The sequence below is a fragment of the Microbacterium phyllosphaerae genome, from assembly GCF_050628115.1.
GTDB lineage: Bacteria > Actinomycetota > Actinomycetes > Actinomycetales > Microbacteriaceae > Microbacterium > Microbacterium phyllosphaerae_A.
The window spans coordinates 143,575-165,716 of the sequence record NZ_CP192502.1; the positions used below are offsets into that span (position 1 = coordinate 143,575).

At 67.5% G+C, this 22,142-nt stretch carries 17 protein-coding genes; 2 read left to right on the forward strand and 15 right to left on the reverse strand.

What is annotated here, in order from left to right; translation table 11 throughout:
* Position 1: 1 nt before the first annotated feature.
* From ACQ4LY_RS00620 to ACQ4LY_RS00670, 11 genes are all read right to left on the reverse strand, one after another.
* Positions 2–1,288 (reverse strand): RNA polymerase sigma factor, encoded by a 1,287-nt coding sequence (locus ACQ4LY_RS00620; protein ID WP_431074082.1) that lies wholly within the window; start codon positions 1,286–1,288, stop codon positions 2–4.
* 1 nt (position 1,289) lies between these two features.
* Positions 1,290–1,718: a YciI family protein gene (locus tag ACQ4LY_RS00625; protein WP_431074083.1), complete on the reverse strand. Its 429-nt coding sequence runs from the start codon at positions 1,716–1,718 to the stop codon at positions 1,290–1,292.
* Positions 1,719–1,834: 116 nt separating this feature from the next.
* Positions 1,835–2,773 (reverse strand): L-lactate dehydrogenase, encoded by a 939-nt coding sequence (locus ACQ4LY_RS00630; protein ID WP_431074084.1) that lies wholly within the window; start codon positions 2,771–2,773, stop codon positions 1,835–1,837.
* A gap of 146 nt (positions 2,774–2,919) precedes the next feature.
* The gene (guaA, locus tag ACQ4LY_RS00635; RefSeq protein ID WP_431074085.1) at positions 2,920–4,506 is read right to left on the reverse strand and encodes a glutamine-hydrolyzing GMP synthase; all 1,587 of its coding nucleotides are present in this window, start codon (positions 4,504–4,506) and stop codon (positions 2,920–2,922) included.
* Positions 4,503–4,973 (reverse strand): DUF3817 domain-containing protein, encoded by a 471-nt coding sequence (locus ACQ4LY_RS00640; protein ID WP_056309179.1) that lies wholly within the window; start codon positions 4,971–4,973, stop codon positions 4,503–4,505. Before ACQ4LY_RS00640 ends, guaA begins: the two co-directional genes overlap by 4 nt.
* 41 nt (positions 4,974–5,014) lie before the next feature.
* Positions 5,015–5,992 carry a class I mannose-6-phosphate isomerase gene (locus ACQ4LY_RS00645; protein ID WP_431074086.1) on the reverse strand — a complete coding sequence of 326 codons (978 nt, stop codon included), beginning with the start codon at positions 5,990–5,992 and terminating at the stop codon, positions 5,015–5,017.
* A complete protein-coding gene (locus tag ACQ4LY_RS00650) occupies positions 5,989–7,185 on the reverse strand; it encodes an ADP-dependent glucokinase/phosphofructokinase (protein WP_431074087.1) in 1,197 nt (398 codons plus the stop codon). The genes ACQ4LY_RS00645 and ACQ4LY_RS00650 overlap by 4 nt, the downstream gene beginning before the upstream one ends.
* Before the next feature lie 30 nt (positions 7,186–7,215).
* Positions 7,216–8,079, reverse strand: coding sequence for a ketose-bisphosphate aldolase (locus ACQ4LY_RS00655; protein ID WP_056309186.1), 864 nt, complete (start codon positions 8,077–8,079; stop codon positions 7,216–7,218).
* Positions 8,080–8,124: 45 nt separating this feature from the next.
* The gene (locus ACQ4LY_RS00660) at positions 8,125–8,970 is read right to left on the reverse strand and encodes a carbohydrate ABC transporter permease (RefSeq protein ID WP_053098978.1); all 846 of its coding nucleotides are present in this window, start codon (positions 8,968–8,970) and stop codon (positions 8,125–8,127) included.
* A 2-nt stretch (positions 8,971–8,972) separates the two neighbouring features.
* A complete protein-coding gene (locus tag ACQ4LY_RS00665; protein ID WP_431074088.1) occupies positions 8,973–9,896 on the reverse strand; it encodes a carbohydrate ABC transporter permease in 924 nt (307 codons plus the stop codon).
* An 82-nt stretch (positions 9,897–9,978) separates the two neighbouring features.
* A complete protein-coding gene (locus tag ACQ4LY_RS00670) occupies positions 9,979–11,274 on the reverse strand; it encodes an ABC transporter substrate-binding protein (RefSeq protein ID WP_431074089.1) in 1,296 nt (431 codons plus the stop codon).
* Between the two features lie 250 nt (positions 11,275–11,524).
* Here ACQ4LY_RS00670 and ACQ4LY_RS00675 point away from each other — a divergent pair, with 250 nt between their 5' ends.
* Entirely contained in the window at positions 11,525–12,328 is an 804-nt protein-coding gene (locus tag ACQ4LY_RS00675; RefSeq protein WP_056309192.1) for a DeoR/GlpR family DNA-binding transcription regulator, read from the forward strand.
* 93 nt (positions 12,329–12,421) lie between these two features.
* Here the strand turns inward: ACQ4LY_RS00675 and ACQ4LY_RS00680 are convergent, their stop codons facing one another.
* The 3 genes from ACQ4LY_RS00680 to ACQ4LY_RS00690 form a co-directional block, all read right to left on the reverse strand.
* Positions 12,422–17,059 (reverse strand): ExeM/NucH family extracellular endonuclease, encoded by a 4,638-nt coding sequence (locus ACQ4LY_RS00680; RefSeq protein ID WP_431074090.1) that lies wholly within the window; start codon positions 17,057–17,059, stop codon positions 12,422–12,424.
* Positions 17,060–17,294: 235 nt separating this feature from the next.
* The gene (locus tag ACQ4LY_RS00685; protein WP_431075730.1) at positions 17,295–18,047 is read right to left on the reverse strand and encodes an SURF1 family protein; all 753 of its coding nucleotides are present in this window, start codon (positions 18,045–18,047) and stop codon (positions 17,295–17,297) included.
* A gap of 57 nt (positions 18,048–18,104) precedes the next feature.
* Entirely contained in the window at positions 18,105–19,220 is a 1,116-nt protein-coding gene (locus tag ACQ4LY_RS00690) for a GuaB3 family IMP dehydrogenase-related protein (RefSeq protein ID WP_056309199.1), read from the reverse strand.
* A 75-nt stretch (positions 19,221–19,295) separates the two neighbouring features.
* Here ACQ4LY_RS00690 and ACQ4LY_RS00695 point away from each other — a divergent pair, with 75 nt between their 5' ends.
* On the forward strand, positions 19,296–20,378 hold the full coding sequence (locus ACQ4LY_RS00695) for an FAD-dependent oxidoreductase (protein ID WP_431074091.1): 1,083 nt from the start codon (positions 19,296–19,298) through the stop codon (positions 20,376–20,378).
* Between the two features lie 8 nt (positions 20,379–20,386).
* Here the strand turns inward: ACQ4LY_RS00695 and ACQ4LY_RS00700 are convergent, their stop codons facing one another.
* Positions 20,387–22,075 carry an ABC-F family ATP-binding cassette domain-containing protein gene (locus ACQ4LY_RS00700; protein ID WP_431074092.1) on the reverse strand — a complete coding sequence of 563 codons (1,689 nt, stop codon included), beginning with the start codon at positions 22,073–22,075 and terminating at the stop codon, positions 20,387–20,389.
* Between the last annotated feature and the right edge of the window lie 67 nt (positions 22,076–22,142).

Sequence of the window (22,142 nt, forward strand, 5' to 3'; positions counted from 1 at the left end):
GTCAGCGCTCCGCGGCTCTGGCCTCGAGCAGCGCGCGCTCCCTGTCGTTTCTCGCGAGCGCGGCGGCGACGGCGAACTCGCTACGTGCCTCCTCATCACGGCCGAGACGCGACAGCAGCTCGGCACGTGTCGCGGGCAGCAGGTGGTAGCCGGCCAGAGCGCCCGATTCCGAGAGCCGGTCGATGATCTGCAAGGCGGACGCGGGTCCTGTCGCCATCGCCACGGCAGCCGCACGGTTGAGTTCGACCACGGGCGACGGCGCGATGCGGCCGAGCGCCTCGTAGAGCACCACGATGCGGTCCCAGTCGGTCTCGTCGACGCTCGCCGCGAGCGCATGGCACTCGGCGATCGCCGCCTGCAGACCGTATGGCCCGCGACCCGCGCCGAGCGCGTCAGCGGCTGCCAGCGCGGCACGTCCGCGCGAGATGCGCCCTCGATCCCAGCGATGCCGGTCCTGATCGGCGAGCAGCACTGGTTCGCCGTGCGCGTCGACCCTGGCCGGAAAACGTGCGGCCGTCAGCTCCATGAGCGCGAGGAGGCTGTGCACATCGCGCTCCCGCGGCATCAGCGCCGCCAGCACGCGTGTCAGCCGGATCGCCTCGAGGCTCAGCTCCGGTCGCATCCAGTCGGGGCCGCTGCTGGCCGCATGCCCCTCGTTGAAGATGAGATACAGCACGCCGAGGATCGCACCCAGTCGAGCCGGGTGCTCGTCGCGGGAAGGCATCTCGAACGGCACCTGCGCTGCGGCGAGGGTCTTCTTCGCGCGGACGATGCGCTGCTGCACCGTCGCCGTGGGAACGAGGAACGCCCTGGCGATCTCCTCGCTCGACAGACCGCCCACCACGCGCAATGTCAGAGCGACCTGCGCCTCTCGCGACAGCACGGGGTGGCAGGAGATGAAGATCAGCCGCAGCACGTCGTCGTCGACGGCATCCGGATCCCACGGCGGCGCATCCGCAGCCTCGGCCTGCTCACGCTCCAGGTCGTGCGCGAGCACCGCCATGCGGTCGTCCAGCCGCTCTCTTCGGCGCCATCCGTCTACGGCCTTGCGCTTCGCGACCGCCGTGAGCCACGCTCCGCCGTTGCGAGGGACACCGTCGATCGGCCACTGCCGCAGCGCATCCACCAGGGCCTCCTGCGCCAGATCTTCGGCGAGACCGAAGTCACCGACAGCCCGTGTCAACGTGCCGACGATCTTCGCGGATTCGATGCGCCACACGGCGGCGACGGCGCGCTCCGCGGCACCCGTGCCGGGTGAGGAACGCGCCGTCTCGCTGTGGTCGGTCATGTCACTGCTGGGCGCGACGCGCCTCTTCCTCTTCGCGCCAGCCCTTCTCCTTCTCGATCCACTCGTTGTCGGCCGGGAAGTCGGACTCGTCGGTCACGCGTCGCACCTCGAGGAAGGAGCCTGCGCCCAGAGGTGCACGGCTCGCCCACTCGGCAGCCTCCTCGCGCGTCGATGCCTCGATGATCCAGAAGCCGTTGAAGAGCTCCTTCGTCTCCCCGTAGGGGCCGTCGGTGATCAGGGGCTTCTCGGCGCTGAAGTCGACCACGAAGCCCTCCGAGGCGTCGCTGAGTCCCTCACCCGCGAGCAGGACGCCCGCCTTGATCATCGACTCGTTGTACGCACCCATGGCTGCGATGACCTGCTCGAACGGCATCTCCTTGTACGCCTCGACCGCGTCGTCGTTCGAGCGCATGATCAGCATGTACTTCATGATGTTCTCCTTGGTGGGTGGGGCCGTCTTTCGACCCTCTCATTGAAGACGTCGAACGGGAACGGCACGGATCGACACGCTCGACGAAGATTCTCGAGAATCTTTTTCCGAAGGGGTCAGCCGAGCTCGTCGATCGCCGCCCGGATCGCGTCGGCTGAGGCCCGCAGCAGGCTCAGCTCACGCTCGTTCATCGGCGTCTCGGCCAGCGGCACCGCACCCGCAGCGCCCACCACCGAGGGCACCGACAGCGCGACGCCGTGCAGCCCGTATTCGCCGTCGAGCACCGTCGCCACCGGAAGCACCGCCCGCTCGTCATGCAGCACCGCCTCGGCGATGCGGGCGCAGCTGACGCCGATCGCGAGGTTCGTGGCTCCCTTGCCTCGGATGACGGCGTAGGCCGCGTCGCGCACCTCGATCGCGATCCGGTCGAGCTCCTCGGCCGTGAACGGCTCCTCGGCAGGCCAATCGAGGATCGGCACGGATCCGATCGTCGCGTTCGACCACAGAGGGAACTCGGTGTCGCCGTGCTCGCCCACGATGTCGGCGTGGACGCTCGCCGTGCTCACCTGCGCCCGATGCGCGAGACGCCAGCGCAGACGTGAGGTGTCGAGAACCGTGCCGGATCCGAACACCCGGTGGGGCGGGAGGCCCGAGACGCGCTGCGCGACGACGGTCATCACGTCGGCCGGGTTGGTGACGATGATGAAGACGGCGTCCGGGGCACGCTCGACGAGCTGCGGCATGAGCTTCTCGAGCAGACGAGCGTTGATGCCCGAGAGCTCCATGCGGGTCTGTCCCGGCTGCTGCTTCGCGCCAGCCGTCACGACGATCACGTCGCTGCCGTCGACGACCGAGAGATCGGAGCCTCCGCTCACCGCGGCGGAGGTGAACTGCGTGCCGTGAGCGAGGTCGAGCACCTCGGCATCCACCTTGTCGGTGGCGATGTCGTAGAGAGCGACCTCGGCCGCGCTCCCCCGGATCAGCGCCGCATACGCGACGCTCACCCCCACACTGCCCGCACCGATAACCGTGATCTTCGTCCGCGCCTTGGTCATAGGCTCATCCTGCCCGAAATACCGCGAACGGGCACGGACCTGATGGCCCGTGCCCGTTCACCTGATCTGCGCGGGAGCGCCTACTCCCACTCGCCCGCTGGCGCGGTCGAGTGCCACCAGCGCCTATACGAGCGGGAGCTCCTGCGTCACTCCCACTCGATGGTCCCCGGCGGCTTCGACGTCACGTCGAGCACGACACGGTTGACGTCGCGGACGCCGTTGGTGATGCGGTTCGAGATCTTCGAGAGCACGTCGTAGGGCAGACGCGTCCAGTCGGCGGTCATGGCGTCTTCGCTCGAGACGGGGCGCAGCACGATCGGATGCCCGTAGGTACGGCCGTCGCCCTGGACGCCGACAGAACGGACGTCGGCGAGCAGCACGACGGGGCACTGCCAGATGTCCTGGTCGAGGCCCGCCTTGGTGAGCTCCTCGCGAGCGATCGCATCGGCCTCACGAAGGATCTCGAGGCGGTCCTGCGTGACCTCGCCGATGATGCGGATGCCGAGGCCGGGCCCGGGGAAGGGCTGACGGCCGACGATCGCCTCAGGGATGCCGAGCTCTCGACCGATCGCACGCACCTCGTCCTTGAACAGGGCGCGCAGCGGCTCGATGAGCTCGAAGTCGAGGTCGTCAGGGAGTCCGCCCACGTTGTGGTGAGACTTGATGTTGGCCGTGCCCGCACCACCACCGGACTCGACGACGTCGGGGTACAGCGTGCCCTGCACGAGGAACTTGACGGGTGCTCCGCCCGAAGCCTTCGCCTCGGCGACGAGGTCGAGCTGCACCTTCTCGAACGCGCGGATGAACTCGCGGCCGATGATCTTGCGCTTCTCCTCGGGGTCGGTCACGCCCTGGAGGTGACCGAGGAAGGTGTCGGCCGCATCGACCGTGATCAGTCGCACACCGGTGGACTCGACGTAGTCCTTCTCGACCTGCTCGCGCTCGCCCTTGCGGAGGAGCCCGTGGTCGACGAAGACCGCGGTGAGCTGGTCGCCGATCGCCTTGTGCACCAGAGCCGTCGAGACAGCCGAGTCGACACCGCCGGAGAGCGCGGAGATGACGCGAGCGTCACCGACCTGCTCGCGGATGCGCTCGATCTGCTCGGCGATCACGTTGCCGCTGTTCCAGTCGGACGCGAGCCCCGCACCCTTGTGCAGGAAGTTCTCGAGCACCTGCTGCCCGTGGTCGGAGTGCTTGACCTCGGGGTGCCACTGCACGCCGTAGAAACCTCGCTCCTCGTTCGCGAAGGCTGCGACCTTGGTGGCGTCGGTCGTGGCGAGCACGTCGAAGCCCTCCGGGGCCTTGGCGACCTGGTCGCCGTGGCTCATCCAGACGTTCTGCTCTGCCGGCTGGCCCCCGAGCAGAGTGCCGCCGTCACCCGAGATGACGGCATCCGTCGCACCGTACTCGCGCAGGCCGGTGTTCGCGACCTCGCCGCCGAGGGTCTGCGCCATGTACTGGAAGCCGTAGCAGATGCCGAGCGTCGGCACGCCGAGCTCGAAGACGGCAGGGTCGAGACGCGGGGCGCCCTCTTCGTAGACCGACGACGGACCACCCGAGAGGATGATCGCGACGGGGTTCTTCTCGGCGATCTCGGCGGCCGTGGCGGTGTGCGGCACGATCTCGCTGTAGACACCCGCCTCACGCACTCGACGGGCGATCAGCTGCGCGTACTGCGCGCCGAAGTCGACGACGAGCGCGGGGCGCTGCTGGGTCTCGGACTGTTCGGTCACCGGACACCTTCCGTGGCAGGGGCGGAGGCCGAGGCGGCCTCCCTCGAAGCGAGATAGGCCTTGACGTCGCGGGCGACGATGGCCTCCATGAAGAACGACAGGAGCGGGATGACGCCACCGAGCGCGAGCAGGATGAAGCGCAGGAACGGCCAGCGCATCAGGCTCCACATCCGGAAGCACGCGAAGAGGTACACGACGTAGAACCAGCCGTGTGCGACGAGGATCGAGAGCGAGATGTTGAGTCCGTCACCGGTCGACTCGAGGCCCTCGGGCCCCTCGACGACGGGAGCGAACCACAGCAGACCGCCGGATCCTCCCGCGAAGAGCTCGAGTCGGATCGGCGTGTACTTCAGCACCATCTCGGCGACCAGCAGGAGCAGCATGACTCCGGTGATGATCGACGCGACCTGGTAGAACTTCAGCGCACCACGGATCGCCGGAAAGCTGGCGACTTTCGGTTCGGGCATGACTCCAGTCTAGCCGGGCGCGTTACGCGTCGAATCCGGCGTCACGGTGCGGGTGGACGCGCCACGAGCAGTTCGCCCGTGCCTGTCGCCGCGAGCGCTCCGGCCGCGTGCGGCACGAGCAGGGTCGAGCCGATGCTCAGCCGCCGTCCGTCGATCTCGACCTCGCCGTCGTTCACGATCACGATCGAGAAGCCCTGATCGACGGTCGCTGCTCCGCGCACGGGAACCCGCTCGAGTCGGAAGTACTCGTCGGCGGCCTCGGGGAAGACTGACCCGGAATCGGGGGCTGCGGAGATGAGAACCGCGAGATCCGTGGCCGATCGTGCGGTCGAGGTGACCGCGGCGAGCGCGAGGTCGAAACCGAGGCCGAGATGACCGACCGCCGCGCCGTCGATCGCGAAGTCTCCCCACTCGAGAAGGATCGACAGGTCTTCCGGCTGCTGCAGCTCGAGCAGCAGGACGCCGGAGCCGATCGCGTGCAGCTCGCCCGGCGGCACCCAGACGACATCGCCCGCGGCGACCTCGACCTCATGCAGCAGACCGAGCAGCGTCGTCGCGTCCTGTCGCTCGACGAGAGCGGCCAGATCGGCTGCCTCGACGTCCTGCCGCAGGCCGACGTGCACAGTGCCGCCCTGCAGGATGTACCAGGCCTCGGCCTTGCCGTGCGCGCGGCCGAGATGCGTCGCCGCGAAGTCGTCGTGCGGGTGCGCGTGCACCGGCAGCCGCTGCCCGGCATCCAGCAGCTTCACGAGCAGGCGGGTGTCCGCGCCCCACCGCGCGACGTGATCGTCGCCGAGCCAGGCGACAGGGTCCTGCTCGATCGCGTCACGCAGCACGCGTCCGTCCGGGAGCGTGGTGAGACCGAGCGCGGGTTCGCCGTTGACCGTGGTCGTCGAGCCGATCCAGTCCTCGGGTTCCCGAGGAGCGGCGCCGTCTTCGCCGCGGAAGGCGCTGATGCGTGCGCCACCTCGATAGAAGCGCTCGGCGGGTCGATTCGACGGCAGCAGGACGGGATTCATACGTTCTCCTTCGATCGCACGGCTCCCGCGAGGAAGCCCCCGACGAACGTGTCTCCGAGGCCCACGGTGGTCGGGGTGGGGACGTCGAGCGAGAATGCCGCGACGCCCACGGCATCCGGCAGCGCCGCTTCCACCGCCGCGACGAGCGCATCTCCTCCGCCGTGGCGGGGCATCGCCGCGGTGTCGTCGACGTCTGCGGCCGTCACGCCGTCACCGACGCGATAGCGAGTGGCCGCGACGAGGACGGCACTGTCGAGGGCAGCACGGTGCCGAGCGGCATCGGGCCCTGTGGCGATCGCCCAGTAGCGGGTGTGCACCACGAGCGCGCGAGCGGGAATGATCATGTGCGCCTCGCGCAGGGCGCGGATGACGTCGGACTGGTCGAGCAGGTTCACTGACCGGCCGAGGTACTCCTGCAGCTCGTCCTCGTTCATGCCGTAGACGTCGATCTGCGGCAGCAGCCGGGCCCGAACGGTCTCGGCGAATCCTCGCGTGTAGAAGCCCGCGTCCTCGTAGTAGACGAGAGCGTCGCCCGGGAGGCTCGACATCGCGCGCTGCACCTCGATGAGCCGCTGCTCGAGCAGGTCGTGATCCTGCATCGTGTTGAAGCCCGAGACGAGGAAGACGCCGGCGTCCGACAGAGATGCCGGCAGATCGGCCGAGAGCAGCATCCGCCGGTTGGGCGGGTCGTTCGCGAAGATCAGCCGGTTGGGCGCGGGCGACAGCACCTCTCCGTCTACGAGGTGCACGTGCGCGCCGACCGGGTACTGCACGATCAGGTGCGGGTCGAGGGTGTCCTCGGTCGCCGAGCAGATGTACGAGATCGCCTCCGGGAGCAGCCGACGGACGTTGTCGTCGATGCTCACCAGGTGCTGCACGCTCGGGATGCCGAGGGCGTCGAGCACGAGTCCTGCCCGCACACCGGTGCCGCCGAGCGTGATCGCGTACTCGAAGTGCGACACGAAGTCCTCGATCACCTCGGACGAGGCGACGAATCGCTCAGCACCCGTTCCTGAGGCGACGAAGGCCAGCACTGCCACCAGCAGCGAGCGTTCGTCGGTGATCGGCGCCGTGGTCGTGAGCTCGTGGCGCCGCACGCCGTGCGCGTGCGCCAGCGTGTCGAACACCGATGAGTCCCACCTGAGCTCGTAGTCGACGGTGCCGCCTAGTCCGAGTACGAGCGTTCTGTCCACGTCGCCGATCATCCTCCCGAAGTCCGCAGTTCAGTACAGCGTCGCCTTGCCGTCTGCGCCGAACAGGTCGATCTTCTCAGCAGCCGTCACCTTCATGGCTTCGAGCGCCGCCGGCTGGATCGCGTTCGGCTCGCGCAGACGCTCGTCGGTGCCGAGCACCTCGCGCATGCGGTTGTGGTACGAGACCTTGATGTCGCTGGAGATGTTGATCTTGTTGACGCCCAGTTCGACCGCACGACGCAGTTCGGCGTCCGGGTTGGACGATCCGCCGTGCAGCACGAGCGGGATGCCGATCGCGGCCTTGATCTCCTCGAGCAGATCGTGACGCAGCTCGGGGTTCTTGTCGCTCGGGTAGAGGCCGTGCGAGGTGCCGATCGCGATCGCCAGGCTGTCGACCCCGGTCTCCTCGACGAAGCGCACGGCGTCGGCGGGATTCGTGTAGATGATCTCGGCCGCACCGGACTCGCCGTAGCTGTCGTTCGCGCCGATAGTGCCCAGCTCGCCCTCGACCTGGATGCCCACCGCGTGAGCCGCGTCGACGACCTTGCGGGTCAGCGCGACGTTCTCGTCGAACGGCAGCAGCGAGGCGTCGATCATGACCGAGGTGAAGCCCGCCTTGATGGCCGTGATGATCTGCTCGTAGCTTCCGCCGTGGTCCCAGTGGATCGCGACGGGAACGCTCGACCGGTGTGCGCGGGAGTGCATCGCCGCGATGAGGTCGGTCGTGATGTGAGACACCTCGTCGGGGTGGATGGCGATGATGACCGGAGCGGCCTTCTCTTCACTGATGTCCATGATCCCGTTGAACATCGCCCAGTCGCTGATGTTGAACGCCGGGATGGCGAAGTTGTTCTCATTGGCGACATCGAGGATGGATTTGCCGGTGTAGAGCACTTGATTCTCCTGTTTCGTGGTGGTCGTTGATCCGTCGGCACGACGTCAGCTCTTCACGGACCCCGCCGTGAGACCGCTGATGAAGTACCGCTGGAAGATGAGGAAGAGGATGAGCACGGGGATGGATCCGAGCACGCTCATCGCCATGATCTGGTTCCACTCGTACGAGTGCTGCCCCATGAGCAGCTGGATGCCGATGGGCACCGTGCGCATGTCGATCGTGCGGGTGAGCGTCAGCGCGAAGAGGTATTCGTTCCACGCGATCATGAAGGTGTAGATGCCGACGGACACGATGCCGGGGATCGAGATCGGCACCAGGATGCGCCACAGGGCGGTCATGGATCCGGCGCCGTCGACGCGGACGGCCTCGTCGAGCTCCTTGGGGAGGGTGTTGAAGTAGCCGGTCATCATGATGATCGCGTAGGGCAGCGTGAACACCATGTAGGTGAGGATCAGCCCGAGGTACGAGTTGTAGAGCCCGAGCGCCACCATCAGCCCGAAGTACGGGATCAGCAACGTGATCGGCGGCACGGCCTGCACACTGACGATCACGACGTTCAGGATGCGCTTGCCCCGGAAGTCGAAGCGGCTGAACGCGTACGCCGCCTGGATGGCCACGAGCAGCGTCAGGATCGTGACGGAGCCGGCGACGACGTAGCTGTTGAAGAAGAACCGCATCGTCTCGGGGTTCGTGAAGATCGCGATGTACGCGTCGAACGAGAACGTGTCGGTGACCAGCCGAGGCGGAAGCTCGAAGATCTGGGTGTTCGACTTGAACGAGCTCGAGAGCATCCACAGCACCGGGCCCGCCGCGAACACGGCACCGAGGATCAGCCCGATCATCACGCCGGTCTTGGCGACGCGACGCTGGTTCTGAACGGTGAGAGCCATGATCAGTCCCTCGCTTTCTGGTGACGGACGTAGAAGACGGCGAGCACCATCGACATGAGCAGGACCAGCACCGCGGAGGTCGCGGCGAGCGAGAAGTCGTACTTGGCGAAGGCGAGCTTGTAGGTGAAGGTGCTGAGCACCTCGGTCACGTCGATCGGTCCGCCGCCGGTGGTCATCCAGATGAGGGCGAACTGCTGAGAGGTCCAGATGAGATCGAGCAGCACGAGGCTGATGATGATCGGCCGGAGCTGCGGGATGGTGACGTTCCAGAAGCGCTGCACCGCACCCGCGCCGTCGACGGTCGCGGCCTCGTTCAGCTCGTTCGGGATGCCCTGGAGACCGGCCAGCAGACTGACCATGAAGAAGGGGTACCCGGCCCAGATGTTGATGAAGATGATGGTCCCGAGCGCGAGCTGCGGCGATGCGAGCCATTCGATGTCGGTGTTGAGCAGGAAGTTCACGACGCCGTTCGGGGCGAGGAGCATGCGCCACAGCACAGCGATCACGGCGACCGTGAAGAGCCACGGCAGCACGTAGAGGGCCCGGAAGAAGGAGCGCGAGAAGCGGCCGAGCAGCGGGCTGTTCAGCATCATCGCGAAGGCGAGACCGAGCACCAGGTGCGCGACCACACTGGTCACCGTGAAGAGGATCGTGTTGCCGGTGGCCTTCCAGAAGCGCGGGTCCGACAGGATCTCGACGTAGTTGCCGATGCCGACGAACTCGGGCGACTTGTTCAGGATCACGTTGTCCTGGAACGAATAGCCGATCACCATGACGATCGGCACGATCATCAGGACGAAGAGCAGGATGATCGTCGGCGAGAGGAAGGCGTACGACTCGGTGGTCTTGCGCAGCTGCCGCCGGCGACGCGACATCGCGACCCCGGTGACGATCACCTCGGTGTCGTCGGATGTTCTCAGACTCATGGGAAGCATGGCTCCTTGGTTGGTCGGGTGCCGCATCGCATCGGTCGCGATGCGGCACCCCGTTCATTCGGGAAGCGGGAGGTCAGAACTCCGCTTTCCAGCTCTCCTGCGCCTTCTTGAGCGCGTCGTCGATCGACTGCTGCCCGTCGAAGGCCGACTGCAGCTGCTCGCCGAGCTGACGCATCAGCTCCTCCGCGACGGGGAGTCCGGTGAACTCGTTCGCCGGGTATCCCGCCTGGTAGATGTCGAACGCCTGCTTGAACAGCTCGTCATCGTTCACGAAGTCGGGGACCGACTTCGAGTTGCCGGGGAAGGCCTTGGCCATGGTCGAGAGCTCCGAGTTGGTCTGCTCGCTCATCAGGAACTCGACCAGCTTGAACGCGGCGTCCTTGTGCTCAGAGTTCTCGGCCACGCCTATGCCCCAGGATGCGTAGGGGATGCCCCGTTCGCCGTTATAGCCGTCCTCGGCAGGAAGCGCCGAGATCGAGAACTTCAGGTCGGGGTTCGTCTCACGGATCAGGTTGATGTGCGCGAGCGAGTCGATCATCATGCCGACTCGGCCGTTGGTGAACTCCTCGACCTTGTCCTGCTCCTTCATGGTGAAGGATCCGGAGGCGATCGAGCCGTCATCCCACATGCCGCCGATGAAGTCGACCGCCGACGTGACATCGCCGTTGGTCAGATCGGGCTGACCGTCCTTCAGCATCGACCCTCCCGATGCCCATACCCACGACATGACGTCGTTCTGCACGCCGTTCGGCGCTTCGAGGGAGAGCGGGAGAACCCAACCCGAGACGTCGCCGCCGAGCGCCGAGACCTTCGATGCCGCATCCGCGAACTCCGTGCGTGTGGTCGGCGGGGCGGAGACGCCAGCGTCGGCCAGCAGCGTGTCGTTCGTGAACATCGGGTAGACGAAGTTCACGACCGGGATCATGTAGGTGCTGCCGTCGACCTGGATCTGGCTCGCCAGTTCGCTGTCGTCGTAGTCGTTCTCCTTCATCAGAGCGGTGAGGTCGGCGATGACGCCCTGCGAGGCGAAGTCGTTGACCCACGCGCCGTCGAGGCCGACCACGTCCGGCATGGTGCCGGAGGCCGCTCCGGCGAACAGCTGCTCCTTGGTCGATGCGTACGGCCCGCTCACGAGCTTGACCGTGATGCCCGGGTTGGCGTCTTCGAACTCGTCGATGAGCGCCCGGAACTCACCGTCGGGGAGCTCGGGCTCCCACCACTGTGCGAACTCGATGGTGACGTCTCCGCCATCGGATCCATCGGTGCCGCTGTCGCCTGCCGCGCAACCTGCCACGGCCAGGACTGTCACGGCTGCTGTCGCTGCGCCGGCGAGCTTCAGAATGCGTCGCCCTCGCCCCACTGTGATCATCACTTCTCCTCTTCGAGATCGTGCCGCACACGCGCTTCAATGCTTGTTCGTGCGGTTTTGAGCCATGTTATGCCGACATTTGCGGGAACGTCAAGCACTTATCTGCATTTGATCAGACATGTAACTACAGATTTCATGACTGTATCGCTGTTCTCCCCGGCGAAAACTCCGTTGGTCCCACCGGAATACAGGATGCCGTTATCTGCAGAAGTCTGCCGACTTATCTGCGTACATGTGCTAGAGATGTTGCATGGAAGCAACCGCACCGTCGCCGAAGCGCCGACTCCCCGCGGGTCGGAAGGCCGATCTCGCCGCCTACGTCGAGCAGATCGGAGAGGTCACCGTCGGAGGTCTCGCTGAGCACTTCCACGTGTCCATCGACACGATCCGGCGAGATCTCGACCAGCTCGATCGCGAGGGGGTCGTCATCCGCACGCACGGCGGAGCGGTCAGCGCCGAGGGCCAGCTGAAGGATCGCGCGCTCGATGTGCGCCTGCGAATGCAGACCGAGGAGAAGGAGAAGATCGCCCGCCTCGCGGCGGGCCTGATCGACGACGGCGCCGTCGTCATGCTCAACGCCGGGACCACGACCCTCGCTCTCGCCCGCGCCCTGCGGAACCACCGCGATCTCACGATCGCCACGAACAACCTGCGGATCCCTGCGGAGATCTCCCCCTCCGCTTTCCGCGACCTCTATGTCTTCGGCGGAGCGGTGCGGGCGATCACTCAGGCCACGACAGGGCCCGTCACGTTCACGATGACGCCGGGCGGGCCCGAGGTCGACATCCGGTGCGATCTCGCACTGATCGCCGTCGGAGCGATCGACGAAGCAGGATTCTCGACGTCGAACATGGGTGACGCGAACATGATGTCCGAGATGATCCAGCGCGCCGAACGCACCGCGATCCTCGCCGACTCCTCGAAGTTCGGCCGCCGCCTGTTCGCTCAGGTCACGACCCTCGATCGCGCGGACTACCTGGTGACCGACACTCCTCCGGAATCCTCCTTCGCGGCCGCTCTCGCACAGGCCGAGGTCGAGGTCATCTCCGCCTGACCGGGTCTGACCACTCGCACGCACGACGAAGGCCGCCGGGAGAGCTCCCGACGGCCTTCGCCTCTGTCATGCCTGCGTCACACGCCCGAGGGCTCAGAACCACCCGTTCAGGAGATCCCACAGCCAGTCGAGGATGTCGCCGATGATGCCGCCGATCCCGCCTGCGCGGTTCACGGTGACGGTGGCGGTGGCCTCGTCTCCGTCGGCCTGAGCGACCGCGACCGTGTACTTGCCCGGCTGCGTGCTCTTCGGCACGGTGACCGAGGTCGAGAACGTGCCGTCGTTCTTGACCAGGACGGTGCCGACCTCGGTGGCCGCACCCTTCTTGGGTCGCAGCTCGACCGTCACGGTCTCACCGGGCTCGTAGCCCTCACCGGTGATCTTCAGCTTCTTGCCTGCGGTCACCTTCGAGGATCCGAGGTCGATGGAACCCGCGAACTCCGCCGGTTCCTCACCCGCGATCGTGAACGGCACCTGCACAGTGGTGCCGGTACCTGCGACGGCGACGGTGAGCAGCTGCTCGCCGAAGACGCCCGAGGGAACCGTGAAGCTGAGCGACGCGCGCCCCGCCTCGTCGGTCGTGTCGACGATCGTCGGATCGACGGCCCCCGCGGCGAGCTGCGTGCCGCCGAGCGACAGGGTCACCTCACCGGGTGCCTGCTCGCCCGCACTGAACGCCAGCGACGAGAGCGCGACCGTCACCTGGTCGCCGGCGCTGTAGCCGTCGGCATCCGGCGCGCTGACCGAGACACCCACGGCACGCTGTGCGAGGTCGGGGGTCGCGGTCTTGTTGGCGTCGAACCAGTCGACCATGGACTGCAGGTCGATCTTGCCGGTGTCGCGCTTGCCCGCGCCCTCCTTGAAGGTGAAGAAATTGTCTCCACCCGCGGCGAGGAACGAGTTGGCTGCCACCGTGTAGTTCGCCGCCGGATCGATCGCGGTGCCGTTGAGCGTGATCGACGTGACCCGCGAGCCCTGCGCTGCGGCGGGGTCGTACGTGTAGACGAGCCCCTCCGAGACGCCGAGCTTGAGGAACGGGCGAGCAGAGCCCGCCGGCTGCCACTGCTCCTCGAGAACGCCCTTCAGCTGAGCGCCGGTGAGGGTCAGTGTCACCAGTGTGTTGGCGAACGGCTGCACCGTCGCCGCCTCACGGTAGGTCACGTTGCCGTTCGGGTCATTCGCGTTCGACGAGGCGTACGTCAGGTTGGCACGGATGCCGCCCGGGTTCATCAGCGCGATGTCCGCGCCGGTGGACCACTTCTGCACGTCGGCCACGAAGTTGCCGATGGTGGACTCGCCACCGCGGTTCTCCGACCCGTTCGTCTGGCGAGCGCGGTTGAAGTCGGCGGTGATGTCTCCGACCTTCACCGCACCGAGAACGTCCGCCTCGGCCTTCGCCTTCGCGACGATGTCGGCCACCTCCGGAACGGCCGGGTAGAGCGGCTGACCGGCGGCGGTGAGCGGCTTGATCTCATTCGTGATCGAGATCAGATCCTTGGTCTTCGGATCGACCTGCAGATTCATGAGACCCAGGTTCTCGCCGTACTGCCCAGCCGAGACGACCGGGCGGCCGTCGATGACGTGGTTGTACGCGAGGTGGGTGTGCGCCGACACGATCGCGTCGACGTCCTCATCGACCCCGTAGACGATCTCACCCAGGGGCGAGTCCGGAGTGATGCTCGACAGTTCCACGCTGGACGCGCCCTCGTGGACGAGGAGGATGACGACGTCCGCCTCACCGTTGGACGGATCCCCGTCGCGCAGGTCGTCGGCCACGGCGTTCACCGAGTCGACGATGCTGCGCACCTCGAGGTCAGCGATCCCCTCAGGGGAGACCAGCGAATCGAGGTCCTCGGTCACCGCTCCGACGAAGCCGACGCGCACGCCGTCGAGTTCCTTGACCCAGGCCGGGGCGAGCGCGGGCTCGCCGGTCTCGGTCACGAACACGTTCGACGAGATGTACTCCCAGTCCGCGCGGTCCTGCACACGGTCGCGCAGGTCCTCCCAGCCCTGGTCAAACTCGTGGTTTCCTGCCGCGCTGACGTCGAGCCCGGCAGCATTGAGCGCGTCGATCGTCGGGTTGTCGTCGTTAATGAACGAGGTGAACGTCGACGCGCCGATCAGGTCGCCGGCTCCGGCGAAGATGGTGTTCGGGTTCTCCTCACGGAACTGCTTGACGGCTCCGGCGACCACTGCGGCACCGGCGGCGGCGCCGTCGGCCTCGATCCGACCGTGGAAGTCGTTGATCGTGACGATGTCGATGCTCACCGGCGGGATCTCCGACGAAACTCCGACGATGATCGGGTCGTGGTCGCTCGAGCGGAACGGCGTACCCGCCTCGGTGGCGCCGAACGCGTACCCGCGGTCGCTCCACTCCGGAGAGTTGATGCTCCACACACCTGCACCCGTGATCGACGCGGCCAGCGACGGCGATGCCAGCACGTGGTCGAGCGATCCGAGCTCGCCGTCGAACGTGTAGGTGTGCTGGTCGGGGGCCTGCTCGCGAGCGACGTCACTCCACCCCGCCGTCGTGAAGACCTCGATCGGGTCTTCCTTGGCGTAGGCGTTGAAGTCACCGATCAGCAGGATGTCGCTGCTGCCGGTCGACTGCTCGATCTCCTCGGTGAAGCCCTTGAGCGAGTTCGCCTGCTTCACGCGGTCGGCGTTGAAGAAGCCCTGGCCGTCGGCCGGCTCCGCGCCACCGCCCTCGGGTGCAGACTTCGACTTGAAGTGGTTCGCCACGACCGTGACGACGCGGCCGTCGATGTCGAACGCCTGGGCGATCGGCTCGCGGGCGTTGCCCCACACGGTCTCGTCGGTCACGGTCAGGCTGTCGCCCACCGTCTCGACCGCATCCTTCTTGTAGATGATCGCGCTGGTGATGAAGTCCGTGGTGGCCGAATCGTTCAGCTCTTCGGGAGTGCGGACGTAGTCCCACTCGTCGCTGCCGAGCGCGTCGTTGAGCCCGTCGACCAGATCGGCCAGAGCCTCGTCGAGCGAGCCACCGAGCTTGATCGAGTTCTCGATCTCCATCAGCGACACGATCTCGGCGTCGAGTCCGTTGATCGCCGCGACGATCTTCGACTTCTGGATCTCGAACTGAGCCGCGTTCGCCGCACCCCGAGCGTTCGAGTTCTCGCTCTTGAGCGTCGTGAAGTAGTTGAAGACGTTGAACGACGCGACCTGCACGTCGCCGCCCACCGTCGGCGCCGTGTCGGAGCGCGGGTTCGTCGCCGTGAAGCCCACCTTCAGCTCGTCGGACGAGGTGTTGTCAATGGGCACGACCGGCTGCAGACGCCAGTCGTCGAAGCCGTACTGCAGCACGTATCCGTTGTCGCTGAAGTCGACGGTGTCGCCGTTGCGGACGACGAGGTCCTTCGTGAAGTAGGGCTGGTCGTTCGGGTGACCGCTGTTCGTGATCTGGATCGACCAGCCGTCGTCGAGGAGGATGCGGTTGGCGCGGTTAGCCGCGGCGATCGCCACCGCCTCGTCGCCGGGGCGGACGGTCTCGGTGCTCTTGACGTTGAGGTCGGCACCGGCGTTCAGCCAGAGCGCTCCGAAGTTGTAGAGCTGGTGGCTCGATGCGACGCGGTATGTGCCGGCGGGTGCGACGTACATGTTCTCGTACTGCTCGCGGTCGGCGCCCTCGACCGAGTCGGGAAGCGGCGTGAGCGCGGGAACCCCGACGCCCGCCTGCACCACGGAGATGCCGGACAGAGCCGCGGGGTTGATCTGCGTCTGGCCGAAGTACTCGCTGACCGATCCCGTGACCGAGACGAGGTCGCCGATCTCGAGGGTCGGAGCCAGCGCATTGAGGAAGACGAAGACGCCGTCGGACGCACCAGGCGTCGCGTCGGTCTCGCCGCCGGATCCCTCGGTCTGGATGACGATGCCCTTATAGCCGCCGGTGCGGTAGTCGGCCGTGACCACGCCCTCGACCGTGACGGTCTGACCGTTCAGCGGCGAGACGTCGGTCGTGCCCTGCACCTCGGCGATGGAGACCGCGGTCGGGTCGGGCTCAGGCTCCGGGTCGGGGTCGGGTACGGTGCCGGTGTTCTGCGGCGTGATGGTCGCGGACAGCGAGAAGTCCGCCCTGTTGTCGTCGGTGTCCTTGCCGTCGGTGCGGTTGAGCGACTTGACGTCGGTGTTACCGGTGGGCGGTGTCGCCGCCGTGGTCTCGAACGTGTTCGAGGTGCCGTAACCGAGAACGTCGATGACCCCGTCGACACCTGTGACCGAGCCCGGGGTCAGCGTGACCGCCGCAGTGCCGTTCACGAGGGCGAGCGTGCCGTTGGTGCCGCTCGGGTTGAGGGTGCTCACCGCGTCGGCCGTCGGCAGAGCCGCGCCGTTGGCACCGTTGCTGCCGGCCTGCACGAGGTAGTGCCCGCCTGCCGGGATGACTCCGGTCAGCGGCGCGACACCGTTGGAGCCACCCGTGCCCGTCGCAGATCGATACTGCAGCGAGAGTCCGTCGAGGGTGACGGGTGCCGCGGTCGGGTTGTAGAGCTCGACGAACTTGTTCGTGAAAGCCGCGCCTGCGCTGCCTCCCGAGAGGTACGCCTCGTTGATGACCACCCCCGTCCCTGCGACGTCGGCGGATGCGGGCGCTGCGATCAGGGCGCTGGCGCCGAGAGCTGCGACGCAGGTGGCGGCGAGGACGCCGAGACGCCCCCGACTTCTGCGATCTGACCCCGGAACCTCGCGGTTCACGGCGTCGGGAGCGGACATCATCTGTGTTGTCTCCTCGGGTATCGTCTGGCGACGGCTCTCGTGAAACCGTGGCTGCGCGCTCTCAGCTGACGCACATGTGAGCGAGCATACGGAGGCCCTCGGACAACCTCAACGGAGTTTTCCGATTGGTAACCAAGCCCTCACCGAACGTCGGAAACGACCCCTGACGAAGGTGGAATATCGCTTGCGTGCGCGCTCGGATGCGCAGGTGGCCGCGCGCAGAAGCGCGTCGGGATCAGACCGACTCGCCCGCCACGGCGTCTTCGAACTCCTCGACCTCGCGCTCCCAGGCATCCTTCGCGAGCCGGTACCAGAGGTAGAACGCGAAGCCCGCGAAGATCGCCCACTCGACCGCGTAGAACACGTTGAGCCAGTTCACGGGAGACTGCTCCTCCGGAGCCGGCGACGAGATGTCCGTCAGGCCGGCCGCAGCCGTCGTCGACGCGAGGTACGGCCGATACACGTCGAGCTGATCGATGTCGTGCCAGTGGCTGAGCAGTGCAGCCGTGGACATCTTGTCCATCCGCTGCGGATCGTTCTTGGGTGGCACCGACGGACCTTCGTCCGAGATGAGGCGTCCGGTGATCGTCGCCTCCGCCTCGCCCGCGTTCAGCTTCTCGACCGCGGCATCGGCGACGGCATGGTCGGCCGTCCAGCCGATCGCCACGGCGATCGAGGTGCGGTCGGCGACCCGCAGCTGACCGGTGACCCAGTAGCCCTCGACGTCGTCGTTGAAGCGGCTCGACACCACGAGGAAGTCATCCGGAACCCAGGTGCCCGACGTCTCGACCTTCTGCCCGACGAGCGGCTCGGGCAGGTAGACGCCCGGCTCGACCACGTCGGTCAGGGGACGCACCTCCTCGGTCGCTCCGGCGGGCGGCGGGTCGGTCTCGATCGCGCGCTCCAGCTGCCACTGACCGAGCCAGGCGAACACGCCGGCGACGACCAGGCACAGCACGAGCATCCCGATCCAGCGTCCCCGGAGCATGACCTCGCGAAGGGTCGGCGGGAACAGTGCGGGAGAAGTCACGGGACGAGCGGAGCCTCAGGCCTCGTAGGGGGCGAGGACGACCTCGACCCGCTGGAACTCCTTGAGGTCGGAGTATCCGGTGGTGGCCATCGACTTGCGGAGCGCACCGATCAGGTTCGCCGTGCCGTCGGCGACGGGTGCGGGACCGTAGAGGATCTCCTCCAGGGTGCCGATGCCGCCGACCTCGACGCGGCGACCGCGCGGGAGCTTCGGGTGGTGCGCTTCGGGGCCCCAGTGGAAGCCGCGGCCGGGTGCATCGGTGGCGCGAGCGAGCGCGACACCGAGCATGACGGCGTCCGCTCCCATCGCGAGCGCCTTGACGATGTCGCCGGACGTGCCGACCCCGCCGTCGGCGATCACGTGCACGTAGCGTCCGCCCGACTCGTCGAGGTAGTCGCGACGAGCGGCCGCGACGTCGGAGACGGCCGTCGCCATGGGCGCGTGGATGCCGAGCGTGGCGCGGGTGGTCGATGCCGCCCCCCCGCCGAAGCCGACGAGCACGCCGGCGGCGCCCGTGCGCATCAGGTGCAGCGCGGCCGTGTAGGTGGCGGCTCCGCCGACGATCACCGGCACGTCGAGGTCGTAGATGAACTTCTTGAGGTTCAGCGGCTCGTCGACGCTCGACACGTGCTCGGCCGAGACCGTCGTGCCGCGGATGACGAACAGATCGACGCCTGCAGCGGCGACGGTGTCGTAGAACTCCTGCGTGCGCTGCGGGGTCAGGGAGCCTGCGACGGTCACACCGGCCTCGCGGATCTCGGCGAGGCGCTGCGTGATGAGCGCGGGCTTGATCGGCTCGGCGTACAGCTCCTGCATCCGCACCGTCGCCTGGCCCTCGTCGAGGCCGGCGATCTCGGCGAGCAGCGGCTCGGGGTTCTCGTACCGGGTCCACAGGCCCTCGAGGTCGAGCACGCCCAGGCCGCCGAGCTGCCCCAGCATGATCGCCGTCTGCGGACTCACGACGGAGTCCATCGGGGCACCCAGCACCGGGATGCCGAAGCCGAAGGCGTCGATCGTCCAGGCGGTCGACACATCCTCGGGGTTGCGCGTGCGCCTCGACGGCACCACCGCGATGTCGTCGAACGTGTACGCGCGTCGCGCGCGCTTGCCTCGGCCGAGCTCGATCTCCATGGTCACCACGTAAGCCTACCGGGCGCGCGCGGAGGTGCCGACGGCTGGGACACTGGGACGAGGTCAGGAGGCAGTATGTCGGTGGATGCCGTGGAGATCGCCGTCGTCGGAGGCGGCGTGATGGGGCTCGCCACCGCGTGGGAGCTGACCAGACGCGGCCGTCGACCGGTGGTGTTCGAGCGCTTCGCTCGCGGGCACCGCGAAGGAGCCTCGCACGGGGCGACGCGCAACTTCAACAACGCCTACGACGAAGAGCACTACCTCGATCTGCTCGTCCGTTCGCGGAAAGGCTGGGATGCCCTCGGCCGTGTCGATGGCGAGCCTCTGCTGCGCCTGCACGGCCTGGTCACGCACGGCGATCTCGACGTGTCATCGGTCGAGCAGCGCCTGCGTGAGCGGGGCATCCACGCCGAGATCCTGTCCCCCGCCGAGGCGTCGTCCCGCTGGCCGGGCATGCGGTTCGCCGATCCGGTGCTGTTCTCCCGAGACGCGGGGGTGGCCCGCGCATGCGCCACTCTGCGGGAACTCGAGCGGCGCATCGTCGAGGCGGGCGGCGAGGTGCGCTGGGAGACCCCGGTCCTGCGGATCGACGAGACGGATGCCGGTGTCGAACTCGTGCTCGCAGACCGGCGGATCCGCGCCGAGGTCGCCGTCGTCACGCTGGGCGCCTGGACCGAGAGGATGCTCCCCGGCATCCGACTTCCTCGACTCGAGGTCACCGAGGAGACGCCCGCTCACTTCCGGCCCGCCGACGGATCGGCCTGGCCGTCGTTCAACCACTACGTCGCCCCCGACCGCTATCCGGCGACGGTGTACGGAATGCCGACTCCGGGCGAAGGCGTCAAGGTCGGCTTCCATCGGGTCGGCGATGTCGTCGACCCCGATGCGCGCCCGCACCTGACGACCCACGCCGGTGCGCTGGCCGACTACGTCCGCGAATGGATGCCCGGCCTCGACCCGGCATCCGCCGTCCCGATCAGCTGCACGTACACCTCGACGGACGACAGCGCCTTCGTGCTCGACCGACGGGGACGGCTCGTGGTGGGCGCAGGCTTCTCGGGTCACGGGTTCAAGTTCGCACCGGGAGTGGGGGCCACCCTGGCCGACCTCGCGCTCGACCCGACGGCACTCGCGGCCGAGCCTTTCCGCCTCCCCTGACCTGGGACTCAGCGGGAACGCGCGACGCGGCGCTCGTCCCACACGGGGGCGCCAGCCTCGTACACCTCCCCGTCCGAGCCGAACACGAGGAACCGATCGAACGACCGAGCGAACCAGCGGTCGTGCGTGACCGCGAGCACGGTGCCCTCGAAGCGCGCCAACGCGTCTTCGAGCGCCTCCGCCGACTCGATGTCGAGGTTGTCGGTCGGCTCGTCGAGCAGAAGCAGTGTCGCACCGGAGAGCTCGAGAAGCAGCACCTGGAACCGCGCCTGCTGCCCTCCCGACAGCGATTCGAAGGTCTGCTGCGCCTGACGCACGAGCCCGTAGCGGTCCAGCGCCGAGCTCGCGGCATCCCGCGGCATCCCTGCGCGCCGTTCGTCGCCGCGGTGCAGTATCTCGAGCAGCGTACGCCCCACGAACTCCGGGTGCGCGTGGGTCTGCGCGAACAGACCGGGAACCACCCGTGCACCCAGGGTCGCCCGGCCGGAGTGCGCCACCTCGGAGAGCTGCTCCCCCGTCGAGGTCACGTGGCCGAGTGTCGAGTCCGGGTCGCTTCCTCCTCGGGCCAGCAGGCGCAGGAAGTGCGACTTGCCCGAGCCGTTGGATCCCAGCACGGCGACGCGATCGCCGAACCAGACCTCGGCGTCGAAGGGTCGCATCAGCCCCGTGAGCTCCAACCGCTCCGTGACGACCGCGCGCTTGCCGGTGCGAGAACCGCGCAGGCGCATGTCGAACTCCTGGGCAGGAGGGCGCTCCTCCGGCGGCCCCGCCTCTTCGAACTTGCGCAGGCGGGTCTGGGCGGCCTGGTATCTCGAGGCGAACCCGTCGTTCGCCGAGGCCTTCACCTTGAGGTTGGCGACGAGGATTCGCAGCTTCTCGTGCTGCTCGTCCCACCGCCGACGCAGCTCGTCGAGACGATCCATCCGGTCGCTCCGCGCCTGGTGATACGTCGCGAAGCCGCCGCCGTGCACCCACGCAGACGCCCCGGCGCCTCCCGGTTCGAGAGTGACGAGCCGATCGACCGCGCGTGCGAGGAGTTCGCGGTCGTGCGACACGAGAAGCACGGTCTTCGGGGTCTGCCGCAGCTGCTCCTCGAGCCAGCGCTTGGTCGGCACGTCGAGATAGTTGTCGGGTTCGTCGAGAAGCAGCACCTCGTCGGGGCCGCGCAGCAGCGCCTCGAGCGCGAGCCGTTTCTGCTCACCTCCCGAGAGCGTGGTCAGCTCGCGGAAGCGCGCACGGTCGTAGGGCACGCCGAGTGCTGCCACCGTGCACTGATCCCAGATCGTCTCGTGCTCGTATCCGCCGGCGTCCGCGTACTCGGCGATCGCCGTCGCGTACGCCATCTGCGTGTCGTGTTCGTCGCGCTCGATCAGCGCGTTCTCGGCTGCTTCGAGCGCTTCCGCCGCCTGCCGGATCCGCCGAGGGGCGACGCGCACCAGCAGCTCGTGAACGGTCTGGCCCGCTTCGCCGTGTCCCACGAACTGATCCATGACTCCGAGGCCGCCGTCGATCGTGACGACGCCGGAATCGGCCGCCTGATCGCCGCGGATGATCCGGAGCAACGTCGTCTTGCCCGCACCGTTCGGTCCGATCAGAGCGCTCGTCGAACCGGCTCCGACGCGGAACGTCGCTTCGTCCAGCAGCGGTCTGCCGTCGGGGAGGGTCAGCGAGACCCCGGCTACATCGATATATCCCACCGTGCGTGGCCGTCCTTCCGCCCGCATGGCGAGCCGACCAGGATATCAGGAAGCAGGCCGGTCGATC